The 14,365-nt window shown below is 61.2% G+C and carries 11 protein-coding genes; 4 read left to right on the forward strand and 7 right to left on the reverse strand.

What is annotated here, in order from left to right; translation table 11 throughout:
* The first annotated feature begins 55 nt into the window (after positions 1 to 55).
* Together priA and HDF16_RS19075 are read left to right on the forward strand one after the other, a co-directional pair.
* Positions 56 to 2,536, forward strand: a complete 2,481-nt coding sequence (gene priA, locus HDF16_RS19070; RefSeq protein WP_184220252.1) for a replication restart helicase PriA — start codon at positions 56 to 58, stop codon at positions 2,534 to 2,536.
* A gap of 169 nt (positions 2,537 to 2,705) precedes the next feature.
* Positions 2,706 to 3,221, forward strand: coding sequence for a hypothetical protein (locus HDF16_RS19075; protein WP_221312894.1), 516 nt, complete (start codon positions 2,706 to 2,708; stop codon positions 3,219 to 3,221).
* Positions 3,222 to 3,361: 140 nt separating this feature from the next.
* On the opposite strand, the gene HDF16_RS19080 is transcribed toward HDF16_RS19075, so the two are convergent.
* A complete protein-coding gene (locus HDF16_RS19080; RefSeq protein WP_184220258.1) occupies positions 3,362 to 3,598 on the reverse strand; it encodes an anti-sigma factor family protein in 237 nt (78 codons plus the stop codon).
* Entirely contained in the window at positions 3,598 to 4,224 is a 627-nt protein-coding gene (locus HDF16_RS19085; protein WP_184220854.1) for a sigma-70 family RNA polymerase sigma factor, read from the reverse strand. The genes HDF16_RS19080 and HDF16_RS19085 overlap by 1 nt, the downstream gene beginning before the upstream one ends.
* A 229-nt stretch (positions 4,225 to 4,453) precedes the next feature.
* Between HDF16_RS19085 and HDF16_RS19090 the strand changes: the two genes are divergently transcribed.
* Both HDF16_RS19090 and HDF16_RS19095 read left to right on the forward strand, forming a co-directional pair.
* Positions 4,454 to 6,808 carry a transglycosylase SLT domain-containing protein gene (locus HDF16_RS19090; protein WP_246409299.1) on the forward strand — a complete coding sequence of 785 codons (2,355 nt, stop codon included), beginning with the start codon at positions 4,454 to 4,456 and terminating at the stop codon, positions 6,806 to 6,808.
* 168 nt (positions 6,809 to 6,976) lie between these two features.
* The gene (locus tag HDF16_RS19095; RefSeq protein ID WP_184220261.1) at positions 6,977 to 7,240 is read left to right on the forward strand and encodes a hypothetical protein; all 264 of its coding nucleotides are present in this window, start codon (positions 6,977 to 6,979) and stop codon (positions 7,238 to 7,240) included.
* Positions 7,241 to 7,252: 12 nt separating this feature from the next.
* Here the strand turns inward: HDF16_RS19095 and HDF16_RS19100 are convergent, their stop codons facing one another.
* From HDF16_RS19100 to HDF16_RS19120, 5 genes are read right to left on the reverse strand one after another with little or no spacing between them, the layout of a single operon-like run.
* Positions 7,253 to 7,885, reverse strand: coding sequence for a response regulator transcription factor (locus tag HDF16_RS19100; RefSeq protein WP_184220265.1), 633 nt, complete (start codon positions 7,883 to 7,885; stop codon positions 7,253 to 7,255).
* Positions 7,878 to 10,001, reverse strand: coding sequence for a sensor histidine kinase (locus HDF16_RS19105; protein ID WP_184220269.1), 2,124 nt, complete (start codon positions 9,999 to 10,001; stop codon positions 7,878 to 7,880). The genes HDF16_RS19100 and HDF16_RS19105 overlap by 8 nt, the downstream gene beginning before the upstream one ends.
* Entirely contained in the window at positions 10,001 to 10,975 is a 975-nt protein-coding gene (locus HDF16_RS19110; protein WP_184220273.1) for a substrate-binding domain-containing protein, read from the reverse strand. Before HDF16_RS19110 ends, HDF16_RS19105 begins: the two co-directional genes overlap by 1 nt.
* Positions 10,976 to 11,003: 28 nt before the next feature.
* Entirely contained in the window at positions 11,004 to 12,845 is a 1,842-nt protein-coding gene (locus HDF16_RS19115; RefSeq protein ID WP_184220276.1) for a beta-L-arabinofuranosidase domain-containing protein, read from the reverse strand.
* A 39-nt stretch (positions 12,846 to 12,884) separates the two neighbouring features.
* Complete coding sequence (locus HDF16_RS19120) at positions 12,885 to 14,339, reverse strand: tetratricopeptide repeat protein (RefSeq protein ID WP_184220279.1); 1,455 nt, start codon at positions 14,337 to 14,339, stop codon at positions 12,885 to 12,887.
* Positions 14,340 to 14,365: the final 26 nt, after the last annotated feature.

Raw genomic sequence — 14,365 nt, forward strand, 5'->3', positions numbered from 1 at the left:
ACAGTCGCCTCGCGTTCCTACCCCCTACACCCTTCTCCCTGTACCCTTAAGACTGATGCCCGCCTTCTGCGATGTAGCCCTGCCCGTCCCGCTCGACCAGAACTTCACCTACGCAATCGACGGTGTCGTCCCGGTGGTCGGCGCGCGCGTCCTCGTCCCCTTCAGCGGACAGCGGCTCATGGGCGTGGTCATTCGCCTACACGACGACCCGCTCCCGGAAGGCGTCCAGACCAAGCCCGTCCAACAGGTCCTCGACTCCACCGCCATCCTCACCGATGAACTCATGCGCCTCGCGGCTTGGATCGCGCAATACTACGTCGCCCCGCTCGGCGAAGTCCTCCGCGGCATGCTCCCCCTGGCCGCCGAGGTCAAGCGCAACTTCGTCTACCGCATCGCCGAACCCGGTCGTAAGGTCCTCTACCAGGGAGCCGAGAAGGGCTCCTCCCGCCGGTCGCGCCTCAGCCCCGAAGATCAGAACCGCGAGTACGCGGTCCTCAACTATCTCGAAGACGGCACGACCGCCAAAGCCTCCGCACTCCGAGCCGCCACGCAGGCCAACAAAGCGCTCCTCGACGGCATGGTCAAAAAGAAGTGGCTCATCCGCGAAGCTGTCGCCGAAGAGCGCGACGCCCGTCGCCTGGAGCGAGTCGCCGTGCTGGCCCCCGAGACCCGCCTCCCCAAACTCAACGCCAACCAGACCACCCTGCTCGCCGAGCTAGCCGCCGTCGGTGGCCGCATGAAGGTCGCCGACATTCGCTCCCTCGGCATCCCCGACTCCACCCTCGGCACCTTGGTAAAGCGCGGCCTCGTCACCATCGAGGAAGTCCCCGAAGACTTCTTCCGGTCTTCCACACACCCTGTGGGAAAAAAGCACGCCCATGAACACCCTCTCAACGAATCTCAACTTGAAGCATTAAGTTCCATAGTCATCTCGATCAATCAAAAAGGCTTCCGCCCACATCTACTCTTCGGAATTACCGGCTCCGGAAAGACCGCCGTCTACTTCGCTGCCATGCAGCGCGTCCTGGACCAGGGCCACGCCTCGCTTCTTCTGGTCCCTGAGATCGGCCTCACCCCCGCCATGTCCGGCCAGATGTACGCTGCCTTCGGCGATGCCGTCGCCCTCCTCCACTCCCAACTCACCCCGGACGAGCGCGCCGAACAGTGGCACCGCATCCGGCGCGGCGAGGCCCGCATTGTCGTCGGCACCCGCTCCGCCGTCTTCGCTCCCATCGTCGATCTCGGCCTCATCATCGTCGACGAGGAACACGACAGCAGCTACAAGCAGGAGGAGACCCCGCGATACCATGGCCGCGACGTCGCCGTCATGCGCGCCAAGTTCCTCGAGATTCCCGTCGTCCTCGGCTCCGCCACCCCATCGCTCGAGTCCTGGTCGAACGCCGAAAAAGGCCGTTACAGCCTCATCGAAATGCGCCAGCGCGTCGCCAACCGCCCCATCCCGGCGGTGGAACTCGTCGACATGCGCACCGAATTTCAACAGACCGGCCAGGAAAACTTGTTCTCCCGCCAACTCCTCCTCGAAACCCAGGCCACCCTTGACCGTGGCGAACAAGCCATCATCCTCCTCAACCGGCGCGGCTACTCCTTCGTCGTCATGTGCCGCTCATGCGGCGACAAGATACAGTGTGAAAACTGTGCAATATCAATGACTTTCCACAAACACCTAAACAATGACACGAGCATTGCCGAACCCGGCGAACGCCTCCAATGTCACTACTGTGGATTTCGCCGCAACGTCCCCAAGACCTGCCCAACCTGCCAGTCAGAACACCTCTACTATCTCGGGGCAGGCTCCCAGCAAGGCGAAGAACGCCTCCAAGAGCTCTTCCCCAACGCCCGCATCGGACGCATGGATCGCGACACCGTGCGCGGTCGCATGGACATGGAGCGCCTCCTCGCCCGCCTCCACGCCGGCGAGATCAATCTCCTAGTCGGCACCCAGATGATCGCCAAGGGCCACGACATCCACGGCGTCACTCTGGTCGGCGTCGTCGGCGCGGACTTCGCCCTCGGCCTACCCGACTTCCGCGCCGCCGAGCGCACCTTCCAACTCCTTACCCAGGTATCCGGCCGCGCTGGCCGTGGCGACCTCCCAGGCAAAGTCCTCGTCCAGACCTACCACCCCGACCACTACGCTATCCAGTTCGCTGCAAACCACGACTACCCGGGCTTCGTCGCCAAGGAACTCCAATACCGGCGCTGGATGCACTACCCCCCATTCGCCGTCTTGGCCAACATCATCATCCAAAGCCCCAAGCTCGAAGAAGCCACCGCCTGGTCGGCCACCCTCGGCAAATGGTTCGAGCGAACCCGCCTAGACAAGATCCGCGTCCTCGGTCCAGCCGCCGCCCCGATCTCCCGAATAAAACGCATATACCGCTTTCACTTTGTACTGAAAGCCGAACAACGAAATACACTTAGCCGCACGCTACGTGCAATGCTCGCCTACGCCGACACCCACGAGATCCCCCGCCGCAGCCTCATAGTCGACGTAGACGCCGTCCACCTCATGTAGCTCAAACCACAACAAACCCGAGTGCCCCGCGTCTCGCTTCTGAGACGTGCGAACACCGCCACGACCGCCCGGGTGCACCATCCATCGCAGCCTCATCGCAATGGGTGGGAACGTAAACCGTCCCACAGTCAGCCTTTACCAACCAAACTCCGCTACTATGAACTCCAAGATGACCCTGTTCCGCCACCTCACCGCAACCGCCCTCCTCCTAATCGCTTCCGTCGCCCACGCCGCGACCTGGCACCAGGCCACCGAGTCCGAACTCAAAACCGTCATCCCCGCCCGCGCTCCCGTCATCTCCGAGCGCATCGAGACCGAGTTCCGCACTGCCTCCGGCATCGCCGACACCAAGGGCCACATCATCGCCGGAGTCCTGCTCATCACCGCCGGCTACTCCGCAAACGGAAAGTACTCCTACTTCCTGCTCACCCAAACGCCAATCAAGATCGCCGACAAAACCCTGGCCCCCGGCAACTACCTCATCGGCTGGACCCGCAGCGACACCGAACTCTTCGTCACCATCTCCGACGCCGCCACCGGCAACCCCGTCGTCGAAGTCACAGCCGCCCGCAACCTGGAGATCCACCGCGTCGAGAGCTTCCACATCGCCCCGCCCGGCGGCATGTCCGTCATCCAGCTTGGACGGTTCACCTTCCCTTACTCGCTTCCGGAAGCCACACGTTAAAAAAGGACGCCCCCTCATGGAGGGGGCGCTGGGGAGTGCTACTTGACTTCCTTAGAGTAGGTCACTCCCGGTCTTCTTCCATCAACCCTGCGGTTGGACTTCACTCCACCCAAAGGTTGACTCTCAGCAGTATCAATAACTTACCGGCACTCAGCGCATTTGGCCATGATGGCCTTGTGCATCCGGTCACGAGTCTCGGTCGATAGTTCGTAGATCTCGTGGTCCTTGTAGATCTCGATGGTCTGCCGTGTCGTGTTCACGACGACCTCGCAGTGGCTGCACTCGCAGAGGTGAGCGCGTACCTCTTCAATGAACTCAGGCTGTACCTGCCCGTCAAAGTAGTCGGTCATCTTGCTGAGAAAGTCTGTGCAAGTCACTACGCTGTACTCTCTTTCTTCTGCCGGAAGTAACGGCTCAATCTTTCCCGCAGCTGCAGTCTGGCCCGAAGCAATCTCGACTTGACTGCCGGTACGCTCAGTCCAAGCGCCTCAGCCGTCTCTTCCGTCGACAGGTTTTCGATGTCGCGCAATGTGAAAACGGTTCTAAATCCTGGCGGCAAGCCGTTAATTGTCTTGCGGAGTATATCGCCAAGTTCGCCCTGGTTGTACAGCTGCTCAGGATTTGGGCTCCAATCGGCGAAATCGCGCGGGATCGAACCCTCTTCCGTGTGGACGTCTTCGTCCATGGAGACGGTCTTGCTCGTCTTCCGTTTGCGCAGCCGCATCAGGCTTTCGTTCACAGCGATTCGCACCAGCCAGGTCGAAAACTTCGAGTTCCCCTGAAACTGATCCAGCTTCTGGTAAGCCTTCAGGAACGCGTCCTGGGTAATGTCTTCGGCATCTTCGCGGTTCTGAGTGATGTGCTGGGCCACGCGGAAGATCTGCCGGTCATACTGCTTCACCAGCGTCTCAAACGCGGAGACGTCGCCGGCCTTGGCGCGCTCAACCAGAGCCACGTCAGGGTGAATCTCTACTTCGGTAATCGCGGTGGGAGTAGTTGCCATAGGAAATTCATGCTCGGTGCGAACCCGCTCCATGCCAGCCGCGACGCACTCCGCAAAGATGAGTGTAACCGCAGCAGACATCGCGGGCAATCCTTGGCATCACCAGCGAGGCTCCGCACCCGATCCCGAAAGAGGCAATCGGGCGTACCCGGCAAGGTTCGTTCATGCCTCATACACCCCCAGTTCCGCCGCGAGGGCATAAAGTTGACGAGTGGGCTTGATGGACAAAATGAAGCAGCCAGATAATCTCAGCGCCAGGCCGAGAATGGTTTGCGCGCTCGCTGGCGCGCTTACCCTCGCGCTTGCGCTTCCTCTCTACACTTCTAGCGCTCAGACCCCGAAGAAGAAGACAGCCAATACTACGCAGTCGGCGAAAAAAGCGGGCACTTCGGCGAAGTCCGGCTCTAAATCCTCAAAATCGAAGTCGGCATCAAAATCGACTGGCAAGACAGGCAAGAGGCGCAAGTACGCCTCGAAGCCCACCGCCCAGAGCATCCGCCTTTCGAGCGCATTCGTCGCCTCGGCCAATCTGCGCCCCATGGCGCAGCAACTCGCCGCTACTCGCTCCGCAGCAGCGTACGCCGGGGTGCAGAACTACGCAGCCGCCCACCCCGGCGAGGGCGCAGCCGCAGCCTATCTCGCTCTCGGCCACGCCTACGCGCAGGACCACCGCCCCTCCGACGCCGCTGCCATGTTTCGCCGCGCCGGCGCAGCCGGTAAAGCGCTCGACGACTACGCTGACTATCTCGGCGCCCAGGCCTCGCTCCAGGCGAACCGTCCCGCAGACGCCTACACCCTGCTCGACCACTTCGCCGACCGCCATCCCGACAGCATCTTCGCCGCCACCGCCCCCATCCTTCTCGCCAACGCCTATCTTCAAAGTGGCGACCCGCAGGGCGCTATCCGCACCCTAAAGCCGCTCGCGGACGCTCCGGTGGGCACCAAAGCTGATTTCCGCTACGTTCTCGGCCATGCCTACCAGCTCTCCGGCAACGCCGCTGCCGCTTCGGAGATCTACCGCAAGCTCTACAGCCAGCTCCCGCTTAGCTCTGAGGCCCAGCAATCGCGCAGCCAGCTCCAGGCAATGGGCCAGCCGCTGACGGCAGGAGAGCGCAAGTCTCATGCCGACCAGCTCTTCAACGCCAAGCGCTATACCGAGGCCGGCGACGAGTACCACGAGATCGCCAAGAACTCCTCCGGCCTCAGCACCGCCGACCTGAACGCCCTGAAGATCTACGAGGCCGTCTGCGACCTGAAGCTGAAGCACCTCTCTCGCCGCGACGTCGAACACCTACCCGACACCGGCGACGATACCGCCGCATTGAAGTTCTATATGCTCGCCGAGATCTCGCGAACCGAGAACGACGCCTCCGGTCACGATGCCATCATCAATGACATGGTGAAGCGCTTCCCTTCCAGCCGTTGGCTTGAAGAAGCGCTTTACTCGGGCGGCAATATGTATTTGCTCAAGCACAATTCCCAGCAGGCGATCTTCCACTACACCACGCTGGTCACGCTCTTTCCCCGCAGCACCTATGCTCCCTCCGCCCACTGGCGCGCTGCGTGGATGAACTACCGCCTCCGCAATTACTCGGAGGCCGCCCGCCTGATGGACGAGCAGATTGAACGCTACGGTGGCGGCATAGAGATTCCCAGCGCACTCTACTGGCGCGGCCGCATCTACGAAGACGAAGAACACAACTTCGGTCAGGCGGCGAACTATTACCGCGCTCTCTCGGCCACCTTCACCAACTACTACTACGCGATCCTCGCCCGGCAGCGGCTGGCCGTCATCGGCAACAAGGACAAGGTCGACCCCGCGCCCGTGCTCGCCTCGGTCCACCCGACGGACATCCCGGACCTGAGCCCCGAACTTCCCGAAGACGACATCCACCTCATCAAGGCGCGCCTGCTCGCCAATGCCTCGCTGAACGAGTTCATCGGCCCGGAGATCGCAGCCAGCCCCGATTCGCCCGAGTGGGGCGCGCTCGCCCAGGCCCAGATCTACGTCTCCTTCGGCGAGTTCACCCGCGCCCTGCAATCCATGAAGCACAGCGGCCTGCCCTACTTCGCCCTGCCGATCGACCAGGTCCCGAACATCTACTGGCAGCTTCTCTTCCCCAAACCCTACTGGGCCGACCTCGTCACCGATTCGCAGCGCAACGGCGTCGATCCTTACCTCGTGGCCTCGCTCGTCCGGCAGGAGTCGGAGTTCAACGCCGGTGTCGTCAGCCACGCCAACGCCTACGGCCTCATGCAGTTGATTCCGTCGACCGGCAAGGCCGCCGCGAAGAAGAGCGGCATCAAGCACTTCACGACAAATGACCTGCTGAACCCCGCGATCAATCTGCAGCTTGGCACACTGAACCTGAAGCAGGTGCTGGACCGCTTCGGCGGCCAGGCCGAGTACGCTCTCGCCGCCTATAACGCCGGCGATGTTCCCATCCGCCAGTGGCTCTCCAGTAACGACTACAAGGACATCCCCGAGTTTGTCGAGTCCATCCCCTACACCGAGACGCGCGAGTATGTGCAGGCCATCCTGCGCAACCGGGAGATGTATCGGGCTCTCTACCCCATCCGCTGAAGATTCCCACATGTATGTAATACTCGCCCGCCTCAATCTGCGGTATGATCTGCACCATAAGTAGTGCACTCCGCGCCCGGAGGTTCCGTCTTTTAGCTTCGTCACTCGCATCCCGTTGTCGGCGAACAGGCATTCAACCTTGCAAAGTTTGAGCGGAAGAGGGCGCACATGGTGGCAGATCTCAGCTTCATCGAAGAGTGGATTCCCGAACAGATGGACCCCGGAACGGTATTCGTCCTGGAAAATGCAGGAACGCTGGGTGAGGCGCAGAATCCCTATTGGGCGGTTCTCTCCTGCCCGGACTGTGGCTCGGTCGGCCTGATCACACGCGCACAATTTCACGGACTCGAAGCGATGATCTGCGGCGCGGACGACTGCTCTTCCCAATACTTCCTGCGCGACGGCAATCTTCGTTACCGCCAGCCAAGCTGAGTGTCACGAACTTCAGTCGATGCGGATAATCCCCTGCTCGATCGCGACCCGCGCTGCCTCGGTGCGGTCGCAGACATCGAGCTTGCTCGAGATGCTGCTGAGCTGGTTCCGAACCGTGAACTGACTCACGCCCGACGCCCCGGCGATCTCCTTGTTGGTCAGCCCCTTCGCCACCATCTCCAGCACGCTCAACTCCCGCGCGGTCAGGTTTCTCCGCTGCCGCCGCTGCTCGATCCGCTCCATCATCTGGCTCGAAAAGATCAGCCTTCCGGCATGCGCCAGTTCAATGCTCTTCGAGATATGGTCGGGCAGCGCATCCTTGCTCAGATAGCCACGGGCACCAGCCTCGAACGCCTGAAAGATCTCTTCATCCAGCTCGTAGGTCGACAGGATCAGCCCCCTGCACGCCGGTGCCTTCTGCTTCAACCTCTTCAGCACCTCGACGCCGCCCATCGGAGACATCCGCAGATCGATCAGCATGACGTCTACCGGCTGGCGGCACGCAACGCGCAAAGCCTCCTCGCCAGAAGAACACACCATCACCAGTTGAATCTGGGCGAAGTTTGAGATCATGCTGCGCAGACCTTCGCGGACTACGGGGTGGTCGTCGACAATCAGCAAGCGGATCTTCGAGGTATCAGTCATGGCGCTCTCCCTTCCTTATTGAATCCTTGAGGTAAAGCCAGAAGCCGTGCACGCCGGAGCCATTGAGGAGATGAGGCAGTCGAACCAGCTCTGTCTCCAGTCGAACGGAGGTGCCGTGGCCATCGCTCGATACCTGCAGGTGCGCCCCAATCATCTCCGCCCGCTTGCTCATGCCGAAGAGACCATTGCCGGTGGATTCCTTCTTCTCGCTCAGCCACCGACCATTATCGACGATCAACAACGTCAGATGCCGCGCCTCATACCGCAGACGAATCGAGAGCGAAGACGCCTCCGCGTGCAACACCGCGTTCGAGATCGACTCCTGCCCAATGCGGAAGAAGCAGTCCGCGACGCGCAGCGGCAGCCGTCTTGGCTCACCTTCTGAGACGCACTCGATCGTCAGGCTACCGCCCTCCACCAGTCGCTCAGCGCAGGCCTTCAGTGCCGCTGCAAGGTTGCTCAGGCTCGCGACCTCGGATCGAAGCGTGGTGATGCTCCTCCGCAGCTCCTCGTGGCTCTCGCGCACCATGGTCTGTGCCCGTCCCAGTTGCAGTTGCGGTGACTTGCCCGAACCGAGTGTGTCCTCAACCGCCCGCAGTTGAAATCCGATCCCGGCAAAGCTCTGCGACACCGTATCGTGCAGATCGTGCGCCAGCAACTCGCGCTCTTCGAGAACGTGAAGAAGATAACGGTGCTTGATCTCGTTGTAGATCATCACGCCGCCAACGGCGAGCACAAGCACCAGAATAGTCACGTAAACGATGTGCCGCCGCGTCCACCACGGAGCCTCATGGGTGACGCGCAAAGCTCCCTGCGAAGGAGAAAGCAGCAATGCGAAGGCGCTGTCTCCAGCAAATCCCGGGTCAGAACGAATGACGCCGGTCAGTTGCAGCTCGCTCCCAGGCCTCAGCTTCGATAGCTCACGTTCATAGTTGTTCGCCTCGACGATCACGCGAAAGACTTCGCCTCTGGCCTCAAGCTCAAGCACTCCCTCCTGGCCCGACGTCTCAAGCGTTCGCATCAGCGTTCCCTGCAACACGACCAGCCGACCGTCTTCATCCCCGGTAGCCGCCTCGTCCGCAGTAATCATCGGCGGTGAAGCAGGATTGTTCGACCAGAGAATCTTCACGTGCCCCTCCCTCATCACCAGCAGACCTGCCGAGCGCGAGATCGATCCGGTAATTTGTACCTCATCGCCAATCGCAAGCGCGGGAGCGTCGTGCGACTCCACCGCAATGCCTCCGGTCGCGTCTTCCACGTAGACCATCGGGGACAACAGACGCACCACCCCGCGGATGGACGCTTGCGTCGCGGTCGTCGGGGACAGCAGCTTCAGCTCCGCCACCGGCACCGTCACTCCTTCCAGACGATGATTCAGCGCCTCCTGCTGGATCGGCCCGATATCGTTAGCGTGTTGCGCGACGCCATAGAGCGTTCCCGCCCTGTGTGAGCCCAGAGCTGTGCCACCCATCAGGGCGTTCAGATCATCCATCGTCGCGGGCTGCACGCGAAAGTTCTTCCACATCGCGGGTGTCTGGTACGACTTCACGCCGACCTCCCCGGTACGATTGCAGTTCGTCAACTCGACTCCCTCGCGGACCACTCCTCCGCCCGGAAGATTCACCATCACGCCGATTGAGCATCCCACCACAACCACCTTCAGGTGATAGAAGCGGCGCACTTCAATGTTCCCCGGAATCGGAGTCGCCTTGTACTCCTCCCATCCAAAGTCCGAACGGCCAAGCAGCAGTGTGTTGTCCAGCGTGCGCAGCCCAGCGAAGAACCCGGAGTACGAGTCGACACCCTGCTCGGGATCACGCGCTCTTACAATCAGCCCCGTGTCACCATAGCTACCCAGCAACGCAACATCGGACTCGACGCTGTAGTCCTTCCAATACTTCGATCCGCCCAGCAACTTCGCCCCTCGCTCGTCGGAATTGTTACGCATGATTCCATCGCTCAACTGCCAGGCGCCCCCATAGGGCGTCCACGCGTCAGCCTGATTGCTGAAGCCCGCGATAGATGGCCGCATCAGGCTGCGATATCCCGCCCACGCGGCTGCAGCGATCGCGAGGACCACAATCGACAGCACGACTTTGAGTTTGCTCTTCGACATCACTCCTTCCGCTCGTCCCACCAGGCGCGGTCCAGAAGTTCATCCGCCACCTCAGCACCGCCGATGTTCGCCGCCGTAACCAGCAGCGGCTGAACCACCGTCCCCGCCTTCATAGGTTCACCTCGCACGCCGGCGCAGATCGCTTCGGCAGCCATCTTTCCGATCTGTCGCGTCCGCATCGCCACGATGGCGTCAATCTCACCCGTGTTGATCGGCATCAGCAGATCCTGGTCGAAGCCCACGATGTGCAATGGTCGCGGATCAGCCTGGTTCAACTTCGCAAAGTAGGCTCCCCGCGTCGACGCCGCACTCAACGCCACCAGGGCATCCACCTGCACAGGCAGCGATAGCAACTCCTGCCCGATCTGCTGCTCCTGCGCAAGATTCACAGAGCCGCTGCGCCGACCAACTACCTGGATTCCCGGGAAGCTCTTCGAAAGCTCAGCCTCGAATCCGCGCTCGCGCTCAAGGCTGCTGGAGCGGTTCAGATCGAGACCCATGATCGCCACCGCGCCCTTGCCATGAAGCAGAGCGCCGATCTCGTCGGCAGCCATCTGCCCACCCAGCCGCTCGTCGCTGAGAAAATAGGCCACATTCGACCGGCGAATTCCCAGGTCCTCGCCAATGACCACAATCGGCAGCCCTGCCGAAGCTGCGCGTTGAACAGGATTGCGCAGCGCCTGTGCCTGGATCGGCACCAGGATGATCCCCGCGTATTCACCTCGGCGTGAGTTGTCGAAGAGCGTCAGCTGCCCCTGCAGATCGTCATCGCGCGCAGGCCCGTTGTAGTGAACGCCCAAGCCGCAGCTCGCCGCGCCAACTACCGCTCCGGCATGGGCCGCATCCCACAGGGGAACTCCGGTGGTGATCGGAATCAGGGTGATCTGCTTTGGCGCGCGCCTGCATCCCGCCACGACTGCCAAAAGCATGAGCGATGCCATCAGCCATCGGCGAAATCCTGCTGACGATGACATCACCCTCCTCCCGCCGCGCCTCACGAATTTACGTCGACTGATAAAGCCGGTACTCCTCCGTCGCGATCGCCGGATACGGACGCATCAACACCTTACCACCGTCCGTCTGCACCTCCCAGTCACCGGAACTGGCGGAGACACGCTGCGCCGCCAGCATCTGCGCCTTCGTCAGCTTCGCGCTTCCCTGCTCGATGGCAAACAGCGAAACCGGCCCCCGCACCAACGCCACGGTATCCGGATGCTGTGGATCGATGGGCACCAGCCGCGACGGCATGTCGAAGGTAAGTTCGATGCGGTCGTCGTTCTTCCACGTCCGATCGAGCTCAGCCCACGTTCCGGGCTCCAAAGTCTTACCTGACGGCTTGCCATTCACCAGCACTTCAGACTTTGACCCTGCCCACGCCGGGATGCGCAGCGCGACGATGAACTGCGCTGGCTTGTCCATCTTCAAGTGCATGGTCGACTCATCCAGCCGCGGATACTCCGTGTTCTGGGTAAGAACGACGCGAGCCCCTGCCTGCCTGAATGTAACTTTTGAAGGCACATAGAGATTGACGTACACACCTTTAGGGCTACGCAGGTACGAGCTGATGCCGTAGTCCGCGGTCAACTGCGGAAACGTCCCCGAGCAGCACGGCCACTTCTGCTCGTAGTCCACCTTCTTCGCGTCGTTGTTGTAGTCCGCATAGTAGAAGCTCACACCATCCGGACGAATCGGACGCGCACCAAGAATCGTGTTGTGCAGCACGGCCTCCATGCTGTCGCCGTAAGTGCTGCTGCCAGTAACGCGCATCAGGTTGCGCGCGATCTTGAAGTGGCCGTAGGCTCCACACGGCGTCTCGAAGCTATTGTGAGACGTGGTCAGCGTATGCGCCAGATCATCCGTTCCCGGCTTGCGGAATCCCTCGTCCGGGCCCCATCCACCGGTCGCGAAGCTTTGCTCCAACACAAACTGAAAGCCGTTCTTCGCGGCGGCCAGATGCATCTCACTGCCATCGGTGATGTAAGACTGCATCGCGGAGTTCAGCGCATTCACGTGGCTATAGGCATGTTGCCCGGGCAGAACATTGCGGTTCTCCGACAACGGCCCAAAGTAGGTATCGTCCTGCAGGAACCGCCGCGCCAGCAGGCGGTAGCGATCGCCCGCGCCACGCTGGTATCCGATGAAAAAGTTCTCCGGCAGCGTGTAGCTCTCGTCCCATGTATAAGCGACGTTCGGGTGTGGTCGCGCGGCCATCTCGGTGCGGTCCAGCGCCTTCGGTGGGAGCCACGGCAGGACCGCGTCGGTGGACTTATTCAGCACCGCGAACGCATCAGGATCATGCGCGAACTCATGCGCATCGATCAAGCCGCAGTTCGTCTTTTCGAAGGTGTAAGCGGGTAGGCAATAGCCATCGTAGAACTTCGTGTTCACCGTAGCCGCATAGCCCTTCACCAGCCGATGTACCTTGGCTTGCGTGGCCTTGTCGCCAGTCACGGCATAGGCACGGGATAACCCGGAGAGATACTGCCCGAAGCTATGCCCCGGGATATAGCCAGTCATGTCCTTCGGCGGATCGAACTTGTTCGAGGGCGTGTACCACCCGCCCATATCCTCACCCGGAGCAGGCATCCCAGTAAGCTGGCGAAAAGGCTTCAACATGCTGTCTTCGTCGAGATTCAGGAAGAGCTCGTGGTTGTGCTTGAACTGTTCCTGCATCGGCCCCTCGAGCAACTGCACGTCCGCATAGTCGAACTGCATGAGCCGCGTGGGCTTCGGTGACGTGGCGGCATTCGTAGTGGCACCGAAGGACAAACCACGCATCACCGCACTTCCAGCAGCAAGCGCTGCACCTCTCTTTAGAAAACTCCGCCGGCTCTTATAGGACATCGTTTGTTCCCTCTCTGTGTCGCAGTTTTCGAAAGACGTTCAGTGTTCATTCGGAGCAGCCGCCCCATCGCTCAGCACGTACTTCGTGACAGCTATCTGGTTGTGACTCTTCGCAGCCTGCAACCTGGCGACGAGATCCGGCAGCCGATCTGACTGCTTCAACCGCCGCTCTGCCTGCAACTCCTGGTAGAGCGCCGCCTCGTCATAGGGGTCGCGCTTGAGCGCCTCATTCGCCTGCTCCACGACCTCCTTTAGATCCCCATGCCGCAGCAACAACACGCACAGCAGATCGCGCGCCGGTTGATAGGAAGGCTCAAGCTCCACCGAGCGCTTCGCCGCTGCAATCGCCTCCCCCAAAGTCTTCGCATCTTCAACCGTCCCTTCCGAGAGCGACTCTGCATAGAGATACTGCAACAACGCATCATTCGGCTGCGCCTTCAGCTTGTCGCGGAAGACCGACCGCGCGGCAGACATATCGTGCTTCTGGCTGAAGAGCACGCCCATGGCGTCCTCTGCCAGCGAAAGCTTCGGGTCGAGGCGATGCGCGGCTTCGAAGTCCCTGAGTGCAGCGCCCATCTGATCAAGCTGCGCGAGCAGTACCCCACGCGCAAGCAGCAGACGCGGATTGTCCGGCAACTGTTGCAGCCCCGTATTCAGCAGATCAACGCCAACCTGGTACGAACCATGCGCGAACGACACCTCGGCAAAGTACAGATAGTTCTCCACGTTCTTCGCACCAACCTGGATCGCCTGACGCAACCACGCGACTGCCTCGGGAGTCTTGTTATCGGCCTCCGAGATACGCGCCCGCAGCAGCAACGCCGCGTCATCAGGAGGCTCCGCGTGCAGCAGCGGATCAAGCGTCATCACAGCAGCAGCACGATCTCCCGAGTCGCTCTGCGCCCGCGCCAGCGTTCGGCGATTGACACCCTTATCCTGGAGAGCGAGGAGGTCGGTCAGCGGCTCGACCGCCTCCCTCATTCTGCCCAGCGTGACCAGGCAGCCAGCATACTGACGAAGCGCTGGGACACTGCGGCTGATCTGCTCGCTCGCCATCGCATAGTTCGTCACCGACGCCTCACAATCCCCACTTCGTGCCTCGACCGCACCCAGCATCGCGTGGGCCGCCGAGTTCCCTGGCTGCAATTCGATGACACGCTTCAACAAGCCGTCCGCTTCTGGCATGCGTCTGCTGTAAGCAATCTCCGCTGCTCCTTCAAGGCTTGCAAGGTTCGTCGGACAAGATTGATTGGCACTCTGAAAACTTTGAAACGCGTCATCGAGTTTCGACTGGCCACGCTGCGCTAGACCAAGCAGCGTCAGGACGGAACAGTCGTTCGGCTTCGTCACAAGCACTGCGCGAGAAGCAGTCTCAGCCTCAGCAAACTTGTGCTGCTGCAGCAAGGTGAAGATAGCGGAACCCGATTGCGCAGCAGCGCTGGCAGCCCCCATCGCAATCAGCCAACTCAGAGCCCACCGGTAAAGATGTCGCATGAAGAACTCCAACCTCGAGAAGAAAA

The sequence above is a fragment of the Granulicella aggregans genome (assembly GCF_014203275.1).
Classification (GTDB): Bacteria; Acidobacteriota; Terriglobia; order Terriglobales; family Acidobacteriaceae; genus Edaphobacter.